Source organism: Cellulomonas sp. (genome assembly GCF_015234515.1).
GTDB lineage: Bacteria > Actinomycetota > Actinomycetes > Actinomycetales > Cellulomonadaceae > Cellulomonas.
The window spans coordinates 57,668-76,329 of record NZ_JADGMY010000028.1 but is presented as its reverse complement, the minus strand read 5'-3'; the positions used below and the strand labels follow the sequence as shown (position 1 = coordinate 76,329).

16 protein-coding genes are annotated in these 18,662 nt (G+C 74.2%); 12 read left to right on the top strand and 4 right to left on the bottom strand.

All coding sequences use genetic code 11. From position 1 onward, the window contains the following. Positions 1 to 15: 15 nt before the first annotated feature. Entirely contained in the window at positions 16 to 474 is a 459-nt protein-coding gene (locus tag IR158_RS14045) for a succinate dehydrogenase hydrophobic membrane anchor subunit (RefSeq protein ID WP_291814048.1), read from the bottom strand. Then, complete coding sequence (gene sdhC, locus IR158_RS14040; protein WP_291814047.1) at positions 474 to 872, bottom strand: succinate dehydrogenase, cytochrome b556 subunit; 399 nt, start codon at positions 870 to 872, stop codon at positions 474 to 476. Before sdhC ends, IR158_RS14045 begins: the two co-directional genes overlap by 1 nt. A 246-nt stretch (positions 873 to 1,118) precedes the next feature. Between sdhC and IR158_RS14035 the strand changes: the two genes are divergently transcribed. The 12 genes from IR158_RS14035 (at position 1,119) to IR158_RS13980 (ending at position 15,803) form a co-directional block, all read left to right on the top strand. Then, the gene (locus IR158_RS14035) at positions 1,119 to 2,234 is read left to right on the top strand and encodes a mannose-1-phosphate guanylyltransferase (RefSeq protein ID WP_291814046.1); all 1,116 of its coding nucleotides are present in this window, start codon (positions 1,119 to 1,121) and stop codon (positions 2,232 to 2,234) included. Positions 2,235 to 2,311: 77 nt separating this feature from the next. Next, positions 2,312 to 3,598, top strand: a complete 1,287-nt coding sequence (locus IR158_RS14030) for an amidohydrolase (protein WP_291814045.1) — start codon at positions 2,312 to 2,314, stop codon at positions 3,596 to 3,598. A 223-nt stretch (positions 3,599 to 3,821) separates the two neighbouring features. Further along, complete coding sequence (locus IR158_RS14025; protein WP_291814044.1) at positions 3,822 to 4,916, top strand: BMP family ABC transporter substrate-binding protein; 1,095 nt, start codon at positions 3,822 to 3,824, stop codon at positions 4,914 to 4,916. A gap of 166 nt (positions 4,917 to 5,082) precedes the next feature. Next, positions 5,083 to 6,735, top strand: a complete 1,653-nt coding sequence (locus IR158_RS14020; protein WP_291814043.1) for an ABC transporter ATP-binding protein — start codon at positions 5,083 to 5,085, stop codon at positions 6,733 to 6,735. Beyond that, positions 6,732 to 7,961, top strand: a complete 1,230-nt coding sequence (locus tag IR158_RS14015) for an ABC transporter permease (RefSeq protein ID WP_291814042.1) — start codon at positions 6,732 to 6,734, stop codon at positions 7,959 to 7,961. Before IR158_RS14020 ends, IR158_RS14015 begins: the two co-directional genes overlap by 4 nt. Before the next feature lie 2 nt (positions 7,962 to 7,963). Further along, positions 7,964 to 9,250, top strand: a complete 1,287-nt coding sequence (locus IR158_RS14010; RefSeq protein WP_291814536.1) for an ABC transporter permease — start codon at positions 7,964 to 7,966, stop codon at positions 9,248 to 9,250. A 7-nt stretch (positions 9,251 to 9,257) separates the two neighbouring features. Continuing rightward, positions 9,258 to 9,698, top strand: coding sequence for a cytidine deaminase (locus IR158_RS14005; RefSeq protein ID WP_291814041.1), 441 nt, complete (start codon positions 9,258 to 9,260; stop codon positions 9,696 to 9,698). Beyond that, positions 9,695 to 10,990 carry a thymidine phosphorylase gene (locus tag IR158_RS14000; protein ID WP_291814040.1) on the top strand — a complete coding sequence of 432 codons (1,296 nt, stop codon included), beginning with the start codon at positions 9,695 to 9,697 and terminating at the stop codon, positions 10,988 to 10,990. Before IR158_RS14005 ends, IR158_RS14000 begins: the two co-directional genes overlap by 4 nt. 86 nt (positions 10,991 to 11,076) lie before the next feature. Continuing rightward, complete coding sequence (locus IR158_RS13995) at positions 11,077 to 11,310, top strand: hypothetical protein (protein WP_291814039.1); 234 nt, start codon at positions 11,077 to 11,079, stop codon at positions 11,308 to 11,310. Beyond that, a complete protein-coding gene (locus tag IR158_RS13990; protein ID WP_291814038.1) occupies positions 11,307 to 12,425 on the top strand; it encodes an adenosine deaminase in 1,119 nt (372 codons plus the stop codon). Before IR158_RS13995 ends, IR158_RS13990 begins: the two co-directional genes overlap by 4 nt. Then, positions 12,422 to 13,141: a deoxyribose-phosphate aldolase gene (gene deoC, locus IR158_RS13985; RefSeq protein WP_291814037.1), complete on the top strand. Its 720-nt coding sequence runs from the start codon at positions 12,422 to 12,424 to the stop codon at positions 13,139 to 13,141. The genes IR158_RS13990 and deoC overlap by 4 nt, the downstream gene beginning before the upstream one ends. Positions 13,142 to 13,379: 238 nt before the next feature. Next, the gene (locus IR158_RS13980; RefSeq protein WP_291814036.1) at positions 13,380 to 15,803 is read left to right on the top strand and encodes a DUF6055 domain-containing protein; all 2,424 of its coding nucleotides are present in this window, start codon (positions 13,380 to 13,382) and stop codon (positions 15,801 to 15,803) included. A 4-nt stretch (positions 15,804 to 15,807) separates the two neighbouring features. Here the strand turns inward: IR158_RS13980 and IR158_RS13975 are convergent, their stop codons facing one another. Both IR158_RS13975 and IR158_RS13970 read right to left on the bottom strand, forming a co-directional pair. Continuing rightward, positions 15,808 to 17,634, bottom strand: coding sequence for a phospho-sugar mutase (locus IR158_RS13975; RefSeq protein WP_291814535.1), 1,827 nt, complete (start codon positions 17,632 to 17,634; stop codon positions 15,808 to 15,810). 149 nt (positions 17,635 to 17,783) lie between these two features. Further along, positions 17,784 to 18,650: a purine-nucleoside phosphorylase gene (locus tag IR158_RS13970; RefSeq protein ID WP_291814532.1), complete on the bottom strand. Its 867-nt coding sequence runs from the start codon at positions 18,648 to 18,650 to the stop codon at positions 17,784 to 17,786. Positions 18,651 to 18,662: the final 12 nt, after the last annotated feature.

Here is an 18,662-nt window from a genome sequence, read left to right as displayed (position 1 = left end):
GGGACGTCCGGGGGATCAGCGCGCGCAGAACGACGGCAGCAGATCGGCCGGGCTGTTGGGGGGGCACGGGTCGAACGTGAAGATCACCAGGGTGCCCAGCACGATGACGACGACGGTGGCGACGTACAGGGCGAGCTTCAGCACCATGCGGGTGCCGTCCTTCTCCGCGTAGTCGTTGATGATCGTGCGGACGCCGTTCGTGCCGTGCAGCATCGCGAGCCACAGCATGAGCAGGTCCCACACCTGCCAGAACGGCGAGGCCCACTTGCCGGCGACGAAGCCGAAGTCGATGGCGCTGATGCCCTCGCCGACCATGAGGTTGACGAACAGGTGGCCGAAGACCAGCACGACCAGGACGACGCCCGACGCGCGCATGAACACCCAGCCGTACAGCTCGAAGTTGCCGCGGGTGGTGCGGCGCGACGGGCCGGGCCGCGACGCGCGCGGGGCCTTGGGATCGGCGATGGTGCTCATCAGTGGCCCCCGAAGACGTTCATGAGGTGACGCGGCAGGAAGCCCGCCATCGTCAGGACGACCAGGCCGACGACGATCCACAGCATCACCCGCTGGTAGCGCGGGCCCTGGGACCAGAAGTCGACCAGGATCAGCCGGATGCCGTTGAACGCGTGGAACACGATCGCCAGGACGAGGCCCGCCTCGCCCAGCCCCATGATCGGGTTCTTGTACGTCCCGATGACGTCGTTGTAGGCCTCGGGCGACACGCGCACCAGCGCGGTGTCCAGGACGTGCACGAGCAGGAAGAAGAAGATCGCGAAACCGGTGATGCGGTGCGCGACCCAGGACCACATGCCTTCGCGCCCGCGGTAGAGCGTTCCGGCCGGCCGCGATGGCGCGGTGGGCGCTGAGGACACGGTGGGGGCCTCCTGAGGCGAGTTCGCGTGCGGACGGCGATGTCCTGGACGTCCCCCTCACTGTAATGACCCGGTCCGCCCGGCCGCCGCACGCAGGGGGACCAAGGGCCCGGGAAGGCGCGTTTGTGACCAACCCCACAGGCCGCAGGGGGGTCCTGGGACCTCGGTCCGTGGTGGGCGGGGGCCTCTCGTCGGCCGCTGCGGACAGGGGACCGGGCGTCCTCGGGCGGCCGGTACGGTGGGCGCATGCCGGACGCGCCGATCGCCGACTTCCATGCCGTCGTCCCTGCTGGGGGCGCCGGGACCCGACTGTGGCCGCTGTCGCGATCCGGGTACCCCAAGTTCCTCCTGGACCTCACCGGCACGGGGCGCACCCTGCTGCAGGGCACGGTCGACCGGCTGCTGCCGCTCACGGGGCCCGGGAACGTGCTCGTGGTCACCGGCGCACGGCACGCGGACGCGGTCGCGCAGCAGCTGCCCGGGCTCGGTGCCGCGAACGTGCTGGCCGAGCCGAGCCCGCGCGACTCGATGGCCGCGATCGGTCTCGCGGCGGCGGTGCTCGTCGAGCGGCACGGCCCCGACGTCGTCCTCGGCTCGTTCGCGGCCGACCACGTCATCACGGACCTCGACGCGTTCGGTGCGACGATCCGCGAGGCGGTCGCCGCGGCGCGCACGGGTGCGGTCGTCACCATCGGCATCCGCGCGACGGAGCCCTCGACGGCCTTCGGCTACGTGCGTGGTGGCGCGCCGCTCGGCGCGCCCGGTGCCCCGCACGCGCTGCGGGCCGTCGGCTTCACCGAGAAGCCGGACGCGCCGACCGCCGCGCAGTACCTCGCCACGGGCGAGTACAGCTGGAACGCCGGCATGTTCGTCGTGCGTGCGGGCGTCCTCCTCGACCACCTGGCGGCACAGCTGCCGGCGCTGCACGACGGCCTGCGGCGCATCGCGGCGGCGTGGGACACGGCGGACCGGGACGCGCGCCTGGCGGACACGTGGCCGGGGCTGACGAAGATCGCGATCGACCACGCGATCGCCGAGCCCGTCGCCGCAGCGGGCGGCGTCGCGGTCGTGCCCGGCACGTTCGGCTGGGACGACATCGGTGACTTCGCGTCCCTCGGCACGCTGCTCGGCGCCGGGCAGGGCGGCGTCGCGACGCTGGGGGAGACGGACCTCGTCCTGCGCATCGACTCCGACGGCGCCCTCGTGACGACGGGGGGCCGTACGGTCAGCGTCGTCGGCGTCCCCGACGCGGTCGTCGTCGACACGCCCGACGCGCTGCTCGTCACGACCCGCGCGCACGCGCAGCAGGTCAAGCAGGCGGTCGACGCCTGGCGCGAGCGCGGGCGCGACGACCTCCTGTGAGGCGCCCGGGCCCGCGTGCCCGGTGACCTCGTGGACGTCCTCGGACGTCCGTCCGCAACGGCCGATACGCTCGGGGGATGTCTGCCCCCGTCTCCGACCAGCTGTCCGTGCCCGTGAGCGCGCACGACGTGCTCCCGCTGCGCACGCTCGCACCGGAGCCCGCCAACCCCGTGGCCCGGGCGCTCGCCGCGACGCTCGAGGAGCTGCGCGCCGAGCTGGTGAGCGTCCGCCGCGACCTGCACGCGCACCCCGAGCTGGCGCGCACCGAGGAGCGCACCACCCGGGTGGTCGCCGAGCGACTGCGCGCGGCGGGCCTGACGCCGCACCTGCTGACCGGCTCCGGCCTGTGGTGCGACATCGGCCCGACGGTCGCCTCGTCGGGCGTGCGTCGCATCGCGCTGCGGGCGGACCTCGACGGCCTGCCGCTCCCCGACACGTGCGGGCTCCCCTGGGGGTCGACGCACCGCGGCGTCGTGCACGCCTGCGGTCACGACGTGCACACGACCGCCGTGCTCGGCGCTGGTCTCGCGCTCGCCCGGCTGGCCGCCGAGGGCCTGCTGGAGGTGGGCGTGCGGCTGATCTTCCAGCCGGCCGAGGAGGTGCAGCCCGGCGGGTCCATCGACGTCATCAACGAGGGCGGGCTGGACGGCGTCGGTGAGATCTTCTCCGTGCACTGCGACCCCAAGCTCGACGTCGGCCTGGTCGGCACGCGCATCGGCCCGATCACGTCCGCCTCGGACGAGGTCACGGTGAGCGTCACGGGCGGCGGCGGTCACACCTCCCGCCCGCACCTGACGGGTGATGTGGTGTACGCGCTCGGCCAGGTCATCACGCAGGTGCCCGCGATCCTGGGGCGTCGGCTCGACCCGCGGTCCGGCGTGAACCTCACGTGGGGCGCGGTGCACGCCGGCAGCGTCCACAACGCGATCCCGGTGACGGGCACCGTGATGGGCACGCTGCGGTGCCTGGACGTGCGGGCGTGGGAGCGGGCGTCGGCCGTGGTCGAGCAGGCCGTCACCGACGTCGTGCACCCGCTGGGTGTCGAGGTCGAGGTGAAGCACCAGCGGGGCGTGCCCCCGGTGGAGAACGGGGCGGACAGCACGGGCGTCCTGGAGGACGCCGCGCGCGACGTCCTGGGTCCGGACGCCGTGCGGCTCACCGAGCAGTCGCTCGGTGGCGAGGACTTCGCGTGGTACCTGACGAAGGTGCCGGGTGCCATGGCGCGTCTGGGCACGCGCACGCCCGGGGGTCACACCTACGACATCCACCAGGGTGACCTGCGCGTCGACGAGCGCGCGATCGAGGCCGGTGCCCTGCTGCTCGCCCGGACCGCGTACCTGGCCGGCCGACGGTCCCGCTCCTGAGGGCACGTGCCGTGTCGCAGCCAGCACGACGAAGCGCCGCGACAGGTTGCGAATTCATCACGGAACCTGCGTGGATACCCATCGGTAACACCGCCGTCACCGCCGGGTGCCTAGGGTCGACGGTGTTCAGGCCGAACGGTGCCGACGACGTCCGGGGCGCGAGGTCGCGCCGCCGTACGTACGGACATCCGGAGCGGGCGACGACGAGACGCAGGAGACTGTCGTGAAGAAGACCATCCGAATGGCCGCGCTGGGCGGGGCGGTCGCCCTGACGCTCGCCGCATGTGGCAGTGCCCCCGACGAGACCCCGGACGCCTCCGGGTCCGCCGCCCCCGCGGCCTCCGACTTCCGGGCGTGCATGGTGTCCGACCAGGGCGGTTGGGACGACAAGTCCTTCAACCAGTCCGGGTTCGAGGGTCTCGAGCGCGCCGGTGACGAGCTGGGCGTCGACACCAACGCCGTGGAGTCCACGGCGGACGCCGACTACGGCCCCAACATCGACTCGCTCGTGCAGGACGGCTGCAACTACATCATCGGCGTCGGCTTCCTGCTCGAGCCGGCGATCCAGGCGGCCGCCGAGGCCAACCCGGACATCCAGTTCGGCCTTATCGACTCGGCGTTCTCGGACGACGAGTTCAACACCATCGAGCTGGACAACGCCAAGCCGCTGCTGTTCAACACGGCCGAGGCCGCGTTCCTCGCGGGCTACGTCGCCGGTGCGACGACCGAGTCCGGCACCGTCGCGACGTTCGGCGGCCTGCCGATCCCGTCGGTCCAGATCTTCATGGACGGCTTCGCGGACGGCATCGCGCAGTGGAACGAGGACTCGGGCGAGTCCGTCCAGCTGCTCGGCTGGGACAAGGCCGCGCAGGAGGGGCAGTTCTCCGGCGACTTCGAGACCCAGGCCAACGGCCAGAGCATCACGCAGGGCTTCCTCGACCAGGGCGCGGACGTCATCATGCCCGTCGCCGGTCCGGTCGGCCTGGGCGCTGCCGCGGCGGTCGAGGCGGCCGGCGGCACGGCCAAGCTCATCTGGGTCGACTCGGACGGCTACGAGTCCACCGAGTACGGCTCGATCATCCTGACCTCCGTCATGAAGGAGATCGGCCAGGCCGTGTTCGACTCGATCGGCCAGGCCGCTGACGGCGAGTTCTCCAACGAGCCGTACGTCGGCACGCTGGAGAACGAGGGCGTCGGCCTCGCACCGTTCCACGACTTCGAGGACGCGGTCCCCGCGGACGTGCAGACCCGCATCGACGAGCTGCGCGAGCAGATCATCTCGGGCGAGCTCGTCGTCGAGTCCCCGAACGCCCCCTGACGGCGACCAGGACTGACGGCATCTGAATGACGACGGCCCGGGTGGGAGACCCCGCCCGGGCCGTCGCCGGTCCACGTCGCGTGTACGGTCGCGACGGAGGCACCGGCCGCAGTCGCCCGGTGCCCGACGGCACCGGGCGGGCAACGACGAACGGGGAGCGGGTCGCATGAGGCTCGAGCTGCGGGGCATCACCAAGAGGTTCGGGTCGTTCACCGCGAACGACTCGATCGACCTGGTGGTGGAACCCGGTCAGATCCACGCGCTGCTGGGGGAGAACGGCGCCGGCAAGAGCACGCTGATGAACGTGCTCTACGGCCTGTACCGGCCGGACGAGGGACAGATCCTGCTCGACGGTGAGCCGGTGACCTTCGCAGGACCGGGTGACGCCATGGCCGCCGGCATCGGCATGGTCCACCAGCACTTCATGCTGGTGCCCGTCTTCACGGTGGCGGAGAACGTCGCCCTCGGTCACGAGCCGACCGCCCGTGCCGGCCTGATCGACCTCGGACGCGCTCGCGCGCAGGTCAGCGACGTGGCGGCGCGTTTCGGCTTCCACGTCGACCCGGACGCGATGGTCGAGGACCTGCCCGTCGGCGTCCAGCAGCGGGTGGAGATCATCAAGGCGCTCTCGCGCGACGCCCGCATCCTGATCCTCGACGAGCCCACCGCCGTGCTCACGCCGCAGGAGACCGACGAGCTGATCGAGATCATGCGGCAGCTGCGGGCGGCCGGTACCTCGATCCTCTTCATCACCCACAAGCTCCGTGAGGTCCGCGCCGTCGCCGACCGCATCACGGTCATCCGCCGCGGCCGCGTCGTCGGCAGCGCCGACCCGTCGGCCCCCGAGTCCGAGCTCGCGTCGCTCATGGTCGGGCGCGCGGTGTCGCTCGGTGTCGAGAAGGCGCCCGCCACGCCGGGCGACGTCGTCCTGCGGGTCGACGGGCTCACGGTCCTGGACGCCGCCGGGACTCCCGTCGTCGACCGCGTCCACCTCGAGGTCGCGGCCGGCGAGATCGTCGCGGTGGCAGGGGTGCAGGGCAACGGGCAGACCGAGCTCGCGCACGCCGTGCTGGGACTCGTCCACCCCACGGCCGGTTCCGTGCTCCTCGACGGCACGGACCTCACCGGCACGTCGGTGCGCGACCGGCTGCGCGCCGGGCTCGGGTTCGTCCCGGAGGACCGCAGCACCGACGGCGTCATCGCCGACTTCTCGATCCAGGAGAACCTCGTCCTGGACGTCGTCGACCAGGCCCCGTACTCGCGGGCCGGCGCGATCGACCGGCAGGTCCTGCGCTCGAACGCCGAGCAGCGGGTCGCCGAGTTCGACGTGCGCACCGGATCGGTCGACGCGACGGCCAGCACGCTGTCCGGTGGCAACCAGCAGAAGGTCGTCCTGGCGCGCGAGATGTCGCGCCCCCTGCGCCTGCTGGTGGCCTCGCAGCCGACCCGCGGGCTCGACGTCGGCTCGATCGAGTTCGTCCACCAGCGGATCGTGGCCGAGCGGGACCGGGGCACGGCCGTCGTGATCGTCTCGACCGAGCTCGACGAGGTGGCGGCGCTCGCCGACCGCGTCGCGGTGATGTACCGCGGCCGCGTGGTCGGGGTGGTCCCCGGCGACACCGACCGGGACGTGCTCGGCCTGATGATGGCGGGCGTCCCGCTCGAGGAGGCGACCCAGCAGGCGTCGCAGCACCACACGCTGCTCGGCAGCGCGGACCTGGACGCCTCGGTCGCCCGCGGTCCGGTCGATGCCCCGGCAGACGCCCCGGCAGACGCCGCGGTCGCCGACGCCACCACCTCCGAGGAGGAGACCCGATGAGTGAGACCGGGACGCCCCCCGCGGCCGTACCCGCGCCGGAGGAGGCCCGCCGTCCCGCGGGCGCCGACCTCCTGCGGGACGTGCTGTCCGGGTCGTGGCTCTTGACCGTGTGCGCGATCGTCCTGGCGCTCGTGCTCGGCGGGGTGCTCATCGCCGGCGCGGACCCTGACGTCCAGCGCGCGGCGGGCTACCTGTTCGCGCGGCCGTCGGACTTCTTCGTCGCCGTGTGGCAGAGCGTGTCCTCCGCCTACGTCGCCCTGTTCCAGGGGGCGGTGTTCGACTGGACGGCGGCCACGCCGCAGCGCGCGCTGCGCCCGATCACCGAGACGCTGACCATCTCCGTGCCGCTGATCCTCGCCGGACTCGGAGTGGGCATCGGCTTCCGCGCCGGCCTGTTCAACATCGGTGCGCAGGGCCAGATCACGCTGGGGGCGGTCGTCGCGTCCTGGATCGGGTTCACGCTCGACCTGCCCGCCGGTGCGCACCTCGTGGTCGCGCTCGTCGGGGGGATCGTCGGCGGTGCCGTGTGGGCCGCGATCGCGGGCGTGCTGAAGGCACGCACGGGCGCGCACGAGGTGATCGTCACGATCATGCTCAACAACATCGCCATCTTCGGGGTCCTGTACCTGCTGACGACGGCGACGTTCCGGTCGGCCACGCCGCAGGTCGCGCGCGCGGTCGCGGACACCGCGATGCTCCCGCAGCTGCTGGGCGCGCCGTTCCGGCTGCACCTCGGGTTCCCGCTGGCGCTGCTCGCGGCGGTCGGTGTGTGGTGGCTCATGGAGCGCTCGACGCTGGGGTTCCGGTTCCGGGCCGTGGGCTCTAACGCCCACGCCGCACGCACCGCCGGCATCTCCGTGCCGTGGGTCACCGTGTCGGTCATGGTCGTCTCGGGTGCCCTCGCAGGGCTCGCGGGCGGCATGCAGCTGCTCGGTACCGAGCGCACGCTCACGGCCGCGATCGCGGGCAGCATCGGGTTCGACGCCATCACCGTGGCGCTGCTGGGCCGGTCCAAGCCGCTCGGCACGGTCCTGGCAGGCATCCTGTTCGGCGCGTTCGCCGCCGGCGGACGCCTCATGCAGACCCGCACCGGGACCCCCATCGACATCGTCCTGGTGCTGCAGTCCCTCATCGTCCTGTTCATCGCGGCGCCACCGCTCGTGCGCGCCGTGTTCCGGCTCCCCGCCCCGGGGAGCCGCCGGTCGACCTCGGAGGCCGTCGCATGAGCCTGGCAGCTCCCGTCTCCAGCCCGCCGGCTCCCGCGCCGGACGCCGCCGTCGCGGCCCGCCCGCGGTACCGCGCGTCCATCGCCTACGCGGCGGTCGCCCTGATCGCGCTCGTGTGGATGCCGCTGCGCACGCCGGGGGGCGTCACCCGCTTCCGGCTGTCCACGAGCACCGACTTCTTCGCGATCCCGACGTTCGAGGTGCCCGCGGCCGCGGCCGTGTGGGTGCTCGTGCTCGTCGCCGTGGGTCTGGCCGCATTCTCCGTGTGGGCGACCCGCGCGGGCCGCCGCACCGGCATGTGGTTGCCCGTGGTGTTCGGTGTCGCCCTGCTCCTCGCGTTCCTCACGTTCGCGGGTGCCGGGCGGGCCACGGTCATCCCGCTCACGTCGATCGCGACCGGCACGCTGTTCCTGGCCACGCCGCTGATCTTCGGGGCCCTGTCCGGCGTGGTCTGCGAGCGCGTCGGCATCGTCAACATCGCGATCGAGGGCCAGCTGCTCGCGGGCGCGTTCCTCGCCGCGGTCGTCGGCTCGCTGACGGCCAGCGCGTACATGGGTCTGGTCGCGGCGCCGATCGCCGGGGCGCTCGTCGGCAGCCTCCTGGTGTTCTTCGCGGTGCGCTACCAGGTCAACCAGATCATCGTCGGCGTCGTGCTCAACGTGCTCGTCGTCGGTCTGACCAGCTTCCTGTTCTCGACCGTGCTGTCCGAGGACCCGTCGACGTGGAACGCCCGGCAGTCGCTGCCGGTGCTCCCGATCCCGGTGCTGTCGCAGATCCCGGTGATCGGCCCGATCCTGTTCCGCCAGACGCTGCTGGTCTACCTCATGTACGTCATCGTCGCCGCGCTGCAGGTGTACCTGTTCCGCAGCCGCTGGGGCCTGCGCGTGCGCGCGGTGGGGGAGCACCCCAAGGCGGCCGACACCGTCGGCATCGACGTCAACCGCACGCGCGTGCGCAACGCGATCCTCGGGTCGGCGGTCGCGGGTCTCGGTGGGGCGTTCTTCACCGTGGCGTCGGGCCTGGCGTTCGGCAAGGAGATGACCGGTGGCCGAGGCTTCATCGCGCTGGCCGCGATGATCCTGGGCCGGTGGAGCCCGAAGGGCGCGGTCGCGGCCGCGCTGCTGTTCGGCTTCGCCGACAACCTGCGGACCGTGCTGGGCACGATCGGCAGCTCGGTCCCGCCGCAGCTCCTGCTCATGACCCCGTACATCGTCACGATCCTCGCGGTCGCCGGGTTCGCCGGGCGCGTGCGCGCGCCCGCGGCCGAGGGCGTCCCCTACGTCAAGTGAGGCACGCGTGAGCAGCCCGACCACCACCTCCCCGGTCGACTGGGACGCCCTGCGCGACGCCGCGCGCGCCGTCATGGCACGCGCGTACGCGCCGTACTCGTCGTTCCCCGTGGGCGCGGCGGCGCTCGTCGACGACGGTCGCGTCGTCGTCGGGTGCAACGTCGAGAACGCGTCCTACGGCGTGGGCCTGTGCGCGGAGTGTGCGCTCGTCTCCATGCTGCACGTGACGGGCGGCGGTCGGCTCGTGGCGTTCACCTGCGTCGACGGGAACGGCGACGTCCTGATGCCGTGCGGGCGCTGCCGCCAGCTGTTGTACGAGCACGGCGGGCCGGACCTGCTGGTCGAGACCGTCAGCGGGATCCGTCCCATGACGCAGGTGCTGCCCGACGCGTTCGGGCCGCACGACCTCACGGAGCGTGGGGTCGCACAGGCTGAGGAGCAGGCATGACCGAGCAGTTCGACGCGGTCGACGTCATCGTCGCGAAGCGCGACGGTCGACGTCTGACGGACGCGCAGATCGACTGGGTGCTGGACGCGTACACGCGCGGCGTGGTGGCCGACGAGCAGATGTCGGCGCTCGCGATGGCGATCCTGCTCAACGGCATGGACCGCTCCGAGATCGCGCGCTGGACGGGCGCGATGATCGCCAGCGGCGAGCGCCTGGACTTCTCGGGACTGTCGCGCCCGACGGCCGACAAGCACTCGACGGGCGGCGTGGGGGACAAGATCACGCTGCCGCTCGCGCCGCTGGTCGCGGTCTTCGGCGTCGCGGTGCCGCAGCTGTCCGGCCGCGGGCTCGGGCACACCGGCGGCACGCTCGACAAGCTCGAGTCGATCCCCGGCTGGCGCGCGGCGCTGAGCAACGACGAGATGATGCGCCAGCTCGAGGACGTGGGTGCCGTCATCTGCGCCGCGGGCTCCGGCCTGGCGCCGGCCGACCGCAAGCTGTACGCGCTGCGTGACGTCACCGGCACCGTCGAGGCGATCCCGCTGATCGCCAGCTCCATCATGAGCAAGAAGATCGCGGAGGGGACGGGCTCCCTGGTGCTCGACGTCAAGGTCGGGTCGGGGGCGTTCATGAAGGACGCCGAGCGCGCGGGCGAGCTGGCCCGCACGATGGTCGAGCTCGGGACCGACGCGGGGGTGCGGACGGTCGCGCTGCTCACGGACATGTCGACGCCGCTGGGCCTGACGGCCGGCAACGCGCTCGAGGTCAGGGAGTCGGTCGAGGTCCTCGCCGGCGGTGGGCCGCAGGACGTCGTCGAGCTGACCGTCGCGCTGGCGCGCGAGATGCTCGACGCGGCGGGACGGCCCGACGCCGACCCGGCCGCGGCGCTCGCCGACGGCCGCGCGATGGACGTGTGGCGCCGGATGATCTCCGCGCAGGGCGGTGACCCCGACGCGGACCTCCCGGTCGCGCGCGAGCACGAGCAGGTCCTGGCCGAGCGCGACGGGGTCCTGACGACCCTCGACGCGTACGCGGTCGGGGTCGCGGCCTGGCGCCTGGGGGCCGGGCGCGCGCGCAAGGAGGACCCCGTGCAGGCGGGCGCCGGCGTGGAGATCCACGCTCGACCGGGCGACCGGGTGCGTGCGGGACAGCCGGTGCTGACGCTCCACACGGACACCCCCGAGCGGTTCGCGCGGGCACGGGAGGCCCTCGCGGGCGGTGTCGTCGTCGACGCCGACGGCGCGCCGGGGCAGCAGCGTGCCCTGGTGCTCGACCGCGTCGCCGCCCACTGACGTCGCACCCTCGCGGTCGCGGGGCCAGCGTGCCCGGGCGACGATGAGGAACGTCCTACCGACGACCGACCACCTCAGGAGGAGCCATGAGCACCGTCCCCGGACACGAGTCCTGGCGTGACGCCGGGCTGGCGCCCACCGACGTCGAGGTGCCGCTGCGCCTGACGGACGTCGACGAGTCCGACGTCCCGGACGCCGGCGAGGCCGAGGAGTACACGCCGCACTTCCCGCGGGCCGACCGCGAGGGCCGCGCCACGGAGGCCGACGTCGTCGAGCAGGCCGTCGAGGTCCCGCTCGAGGACGGGGACACCGACGCGTGACGCCGGCGGATCCTCCCGAGGACCTGGACGAGGCGCTGCGTGCGCTGCCGAAGGTCCTGCTGCACGACCACCTCGACGGCGGGCTGCGGCCCGCGACGGTCGTCGAGCTGGCTGCCGCGACCGGCCACGACCTGCCGACGACCGACCCGCAGGAGCTGGGCCGGTGGTTCGTCGACGCCGCCGGCTCGGGGTCGCTGCCGCGGTACCTCGAGACGTTCGTGCACACGCTCGCCGTGATGCAGACCGCGGACGGGCTGCGGCGCGTCGCCCGTGAGGCGGTGCTCGACCTCGCCGCGGACGGCGTCGTGTACGCCGAGGAGCGCTACGCGCCCGAGCAGCACCAGCGCACCGGCCTGACGCTGCAGCAGGTCGTCGACGCGGTGCGCGACGGCCTCGCCGAGGGCACGGAGCTCGCCGCGGCCGACGGGCTCCGGATCCGCGTCGTCCAGGTGCTGTCGGCGATGCGCCAGGCGGACCGGTCGGCCGAGGTGGCGGCCCTCGCCCTCGCGAACCGGGACGCCGGTGTCGTCGGGTTCGACATCGCCGGGCCCGAGGAGGGCTACCCGCCGTCGCTGCACGCCGCAGCCTTCCGCCTGCTGCGCGACGCGAGCTTCCCCGCCACCGTCCACGCGGGGGAGGCCGACGGCCTGGACTCGATCGCGGAGGCCCTGCACGTGGCCGGCGCGGTGCGTCTGGGCCACGGCGTGCGCCTCGCGGACGACGTGCACGAGGGGCCGGACGGCGCGTGGCGCCTGGGCGTGCTCGCGCACTGGGTCCGGGACCGCCGGATCCCGCTCGAGGTGTGCCCCTCGTCGAACGTGCAGACCGGGGGTGCGGCGTCCGTCGCCGAGCACCCCGTCTCGCTGCTGCGCCGGGCGGGTTTCGAGGTCACCGTCAGCACGGACAACCGGCTGCAGTCCGGGACGTCGCTGTCGCGCGAGCTCGGCCTGCTCGTCCGCGACGCCGGGTGGACGCTCGACGACGTCGTCGACGTGACGCTCACCGCGGCCCGGCACACGTTCCTGCACGACGACGAGCGCCGCGCGCTCGTCGACCGCATCGTCCGCCCGGGGGTCGCTCCGGGCACCGAACGCCCCGGGAGGCACCGAGCATGACCACCGACGACACACCCACCACGGCCGGCCCGCTCGACGCGGTCGGGCTCGCGCGGCTCGTCGACCACACGCTGCTCAAGCCCGAGGCGACGCGCGCGGACGTCGAGGCGCTCGTCGCCGAGGGGGTGCGGCTGGGCGTGTACTCCGTGTGCGTCTCGCCGTCGTTCCTGCCGCTGGAGATCCCCGTCGGGCTCGACGGCGCGCCGGACCTGCTCGTCGCGACGGTCTGCGGGTTCCCGTCGGGCAAGCACCACAGCGACGTCAAGGCCGCCGAGGCCGCCCGCGCGGTGCGTGACGGTGCCGACGAGGTCGACATGGTGATCGACGTGGGCGCCGCGAAGGAGGGCCGGTTCGCGGACGTGCAGCACGACATCGCGACCGTCCGTGCAGCCGCGCCGGCGCCCACCGTGCTGAAGGTCATCATCGAGTCGGCGGCACTCACCGACGACGAGATCGTGCGCGTGTGCCAGGCCGCAGAGGCTGCGGGCGCGGACTTCGTCAAGACGTCGACGGGTTTCCACCCCGCCGGCGGGGCGAGCGTCCACGCGGTCGAGCTCATGGCGCGCACCGTGGGCGGTCGGCTCGGCGTCAAGGCGTCGGGCGGCGTGCGCACGGCCGCCGACGCGCTCGCGATGGTCCGTGCGGGTGCGACGCGGCTCGGCCTGTCGGGGACCGCAGCGGTGCTCGCCGGTGTCACGGCGGACGACGACTACTGACGTCGGGTGCCACGAATCACCCCGCGGCGATGAGAGCGGCGTGAGAATTCGGCGTCCCGGCGGGTGAATGCGCGCCGACCCGGACGAAGCGGGCATTGACTTGACGCCCGAGGGCGGACGATGGTGGACGGTCGTCCGGGTTCGACTCGCTCGTGGCCGACGACCACGACCACGAGCTGGTGCCACCGGTCCGACGACCTGACGGCGTGCGCACCCGCGGGGAGGAGACGCACGCGGTATGGGCCGGATCAGGCGCGGCACGCTCGTCGTGGCGCTCGTCGTCGCGTTCCTCCTGGGCGCCGCGCTCGCGACCGCGTTCGGGGACAGCGAGGCGGGACCCAAGGACCTCGTCGTGCCCGGGGGCTGGCGCAGCACGTGGGACGACGCGCACGTGGTCGAGGGCGACGACGTCGCTCTCGCGTGGGGTGACCGCGCCGGCTCCGACCCGACGACGGCACCGCAGGGTCTGCGGTTCGACCCCGCCGTCGTCGTCGCGCAGCTGCAGGCCCTGTACGCCCTCGACGCCGACGTGCTCGGCCTCGGGCCGTCCGACGGACCGCTTGCCACGCGCAAGGTCGTCGTCGTGGTCGACGGCACGTGGTCGAGCGGCCCGGGGGCGTCGGGCGACCCCGCAGTCGTCCCCGCGGTGGACGGCGGGCTGTCGGCCACGGACGGTGCGGCGCCGCTCACCCGCGGCGGCGTCGTCGACGGCGTCGCGCTGCTGCAGGTCCGGCCCGAGGTCATCGCGTCGTCCGTGACGACGGGCGCGCCGCCGGCCGACGGACGCACGACGCCTCCGGGTGACGAGCCGACCACGTCCCCGGCGCCCGTGACCTCACCGGCCGTGACCAGCCCGGTCGAGACCGCCCCACCCGACCCGGCGCAGGTCGCCCGTGCCCGCGTGCCCGCCGGCACCCCGTGGGAGCTGGCGCGCGGGGTGGCCGAGACGCTCCAGCGGGTGACCGAGGCCACCCACCCCGGCCACGGCCTGACCGCCGAGGCGGCAGACACCCTGCGCCCGGCCGCGTCGGCGTACCTCGCGACGCTCGCCGTCCCCGGGGAGCACGCCGATGTCGCGGACCACCTGCTGTCGTCCCAGCTCGCGTGGGGCAGCCCGCGTCACGGAGCCGCCGGGTGGCTGCTCCTGCAGCACCTGGCCGACCGCTCCTCACCGATGCTCGTCCGCGACCTGTGGACCGGGTCCCTCGACACCGAGCACGTCCTGGGTGCCTACGCGCGTCTGACGCAGTCGAACGCCTCGGCGCTCAACCGCCGCGTCGCGCAGTACGCGATGCGGGCCGCCGTCGGCGACGTCACGGGCACCGGTGGGCTCGGTGAGCTGGTCGCAGGGCTCGACCCCGTGCTCGTCGCCCACCGCACCACGCCCGTCGAGCCCGCGCCGGACGACCCCGGGCACTACCGCGTGACGGGCGCGCTCGCCCCCGCGGCCTACGGCTACACCCTGGTGCGGCTGGTGCCGGACGGCTCGGGCACCGACGTGCGGGTGCGGGTCCGTGGTCACGCGGAGGAGCTCGCGGGCGCCCACCCGGGCTGGAGCTTCGGCCTCGTCGCCGTCGGGCCGACGGGCCCGCGGTACAGCCCCGTGACCGAGGGGGTGGACGGTGAGCTGCGCCTCGCGCTGCGTCCCGGCGAGACGGAGGTGTTCCTGGTCGTCACGGCCACACCCGGCGAGATCGTCGCGACGGGGTCGGACCGCTTCGCCCAGGTGACGCGCTACCCGTACGAGTTCCGTGTGGCGGGCGCGTCCGTCGACCCCGGCGGCGAGGTCGGCGTCGAGGGCGGTCACCGGCACCCGAACGGCGGCGGCTGGGTGGACGACACCGCGAGGGTCGACCCGGCGGCCCACGTCGCCGCGGGAGCGGTCGTGCGCGGCGACGCCACGGTCGGCCCGGGCGTCCGCATCGAGGGGCGTGCGTGGGTGGAGCCGGGCGCGCGGCTGACGGGCGACGTGGTCGTGCGGGACGTCGCGCTCGTGCGCGGCTCGGCGCGGTTGTCCGGCACGGTGCTCGTCGGCGGTGACGCGGTCGTCGGGTTCACGTGCGACGCCGGCACCTACACGTCGTACCGCGCGGGTGCCACGTGCGACCCCACGGCGGTCGACACGGACGTCAACCCCGTCGTCACACCGTTCGCGCCGGGGGAGACGGCGCTGAGCGACAGCGCCGGTGAGGTCTCCTCCCCGACGACCGAGCCGGTGCCGAGCGCGACGCCGGGCCCCGACGCGGGGTCCACGACGCCGGTGGGTCCGAGCTCCGCACCGACGAGCCCGGCCGCCGCGCCCCCGCCGCCGCCCTCACCGGGCGTGGCGCCGCCGCCGGCGGCCGTGCCCGCGGGAGCCTGCACGGCCACCTACCAGGTCGTGAACTCCTGGCCGGGCGGGATGCAGATCCAGGTCACGGTCACGGCGACGACGCCCGACGTGCACGGCTGGCTGCTGACGTGGACCCAGCCTCCCGGGCTGGAGATGGTCGACTGGTGGGGTGCCGAGTTCGCTCGCAGCGGCAGCAACGTCACGGCCGAGAACCTGTCGTGGAACGGCTCGATCGCGAACGGGGGCAGCGTCGCGTTCGGGTTCAACGCCACCGCCGAGAGCGACGCCGCCCTGGCCGCCCCGCCGGTGCGCTGCGAGCGCCGCGGCTGACGCCTCAGGACCCGTCGAGGCCGAGCGCCCTGCGCACGTCGCGCGCGAGGTCGTCCAGACGGTGGCGCGCGGTCCGGTGGGCGGCGTCCACCTCGGCGCGGTGCGCGTCCGCCGCGACGGGCACGAGGACCTCGAGGTAGGCCTTCACCTTGGGCTCGGTCCCCGACGGCCGGACGACGACGCGCGTGCCGTCGGCGGTCAGGAGCCGGAGCCCGTCGGTGGTCGGCAGCCCTCCGCGGTCGTCGTCCGTGCCCGCGGCCAGATCGACGACCGCGACGACCGGTGACCCGGCGAGGGCCTCCGGCGGCGCCTCGCGCAGCGCCGTCATGGTGGCGCCGATCCGGCTCAGGTCGGCGAACCGGGCGCTGACCTGGCCGGTCGCGTGCAGCCCGTGCGCCCTCGCCAGGTCGTCGAGCGCGTCGACGAGGGTGCGGCCCTGTGCGGCGAGCCGCGCCGCGAGGTCGCACACCCGCACCGCCGCGGTCATGCCGTCCTTGTCGCGCACGTGCGCGGGGTCGACGCAGTAGCCGAGGGCCTCCTCGTAGCCGAACACCAGGCCGTCGACGCGGGAGATCCACTTGAAGCCCGTCAGCGTCGACGCGAAGCGCAGGCCCGCGTCGGCGGCGACGGCGGCGAGCAGGCGCGACGACACGATGGAGCACGCGAGCGTGGGCGTGGTGCCCGCCGGGAACGCCGCCTCGCGCACCCGCTCCGCGGCGTCCGCGCCCAGCAGCGCACCGACCTCGTCGCCGGTCAGCATGCGCCAGCCGTCCGCCTGCGGCGTCTCGGGTCCGCGGGCGGGGATGTGCGCGCGCGGGTCGAGGACGGCGACCGCGCACCGGTCCGCGTCGGGGTCGACCGCCACGACCAGGTCCGCGCGCAACGCCGACGCGAGCGCGAGCGCGAGGTCCGTGGCTCCCGGCTCCTCCGGGTTCGGGAACGCGACCGTGGGGAAGTCGGGGTCGGGCTCGGCCTGCTCGGCGACGAGCGTGACGTCCCCGAAGCCCGCGCGGGCCAGCACGTCCTTCGTCAGCGCCCCACCGACGCCGTGCAGGGGGGTGAGGACCACCTTGAGCCGGGCGCGGGCGCCGGCGTCGCCGCCCGGGGCCACGGCCGCAGCGGTGCGCGCGTACTCGTCGACGACGTCCTCGCCGAGCACCGTCCAGCCGGTCGACGCGCGGGGCACCGACGCGACCGACGGCACGCGGGCGATCGCGGCGGCGATCGCCGTGTCCGCGGGCGGCACGATCTGCGCTCCCTGCCCGGCGTCCGTCACGACCCGCCCGCCGAGGTAGACCTTGTAGCCGTTGTCCTGCGGCGGGTTGTGGGACGCGGTGACCATGACGCCCGCGTCGGCGTCGAAGCGCCGCACGGCGCGTGCGAGGACGGGCGTGGGCAGCGGGCGCGGCAGCAGCAGCACGTCGATGCCGACGGCCGTCATGACTGCGGCGGTGTCGAGCGCGAACGGGTGCGAGTTGTGGCGGGCGTCGTACCCGACGACGACCCGCGGCGCCGGCGTGGCGCCCTCGAGCTCGCCCAGCAGGAAGTCCGCGAGCCCCGCCGCGGCGCGGATGACGACCGCGCGGTTCATGCGGTGCGGACCCCCGCCGAGCGCACCGCGCAGGCCTGCCGTGCCGAACTGGAGGAGGCCGGAGAACCGGTCCTCCAGCTCGGCGCGTGCCGCGGCGGCGTCCCGGTGGACCAGCTCGGCGACAGGCTCGCTCGCGCCCTCCTCGGGAGTCTCGCGCGCCACCCGCAGCAGGGTCGTCAGCTCGTCGGCGGTGACCGGGTCGGGGTCGTCGGCGACCCAGGCCTCGACCTGCGCGACCAGGTGCCCCCACCCGTCGCCGTCGGTGCCCGTCTGCTCGCTCGTCAGGGGTGCCGGCGGGGCGTCCCCGCGGAGCACGTCGTCGTGGTCGCTGGTGCTCACGGACCCAACCTAGCGGCGGGTCACCCGCGTGGCACGGCCACGAGTGCCCCTCACAACTGCCGGACGACGTCGGCGAGCAGGGCGCTGATACGCGGTCCCGCGGCGCGTCCGGCCGCGAGGACCTCCTCGTGGTCGAGCGGCTGGGGGCTGATGCCGGCCGCCATGTTCGTGACGAGCGAGATGCCCAGCACCTCCAGCCCTGCGTGCCGTGCGGCGATCGCCTCGAGCGTCGTGGACATGCCGACCAGGTCGCCGCCGAGACGCCCCGCCATGGCGACCTCCGCAGGCGTCTCGTAGTGCGGCCCGGGGAACTGCACGTACACGCCCTCGTCGAGCGAGGGGTCGACCTCGCGCGCCACGGCACGCAGCCGCGGCGAGTAGAGGTCGGTGAGGTCGACGAACGTCGCCCCCTCGAGGGGGGACGTCGCGGTGAGGTTGATGTGGTCGCGGATGAGGACGGGCGTGCCCGGCGCCCAGCCGAGGTTCAGCCCTCCGCAGCCGTTGGTCAGCACCACCGTGGACGCCCCGGCGGCCGCAGCGGTGCGCACGCCGTGGACGACCCGCCGCACGCCGCGCGCCTCGTACAGGTGCGTGCGCGAGCCGAGGACCAGCGCGTACCGCTCCGGCCAGTCGCCGTCCCCCGCGATCCGGACCGAGCGCAGCGTTCCGACGTGACCGGCGACGGCCGCGCGCGAGAAGCCCGGCACCTCGTGGCTCGGCAGCTCGGCGACCGTCTCGCCCAGCAGGTCCGCGGCCCCGCCCCACCCGGACCCGAGCACGAGCGCGACGTCGTGCTTGTCGACACCGGTGCGGCGCGCGATCACCTCGGCGGCGATCCTGGCGACGTCGAACGGGTCGGTCGTGGGGTGGTCGAGGCTGGGGACGGCGCCGCCGGTCAGGTCACGGGCGGGGGACATGTCGCTCATGGG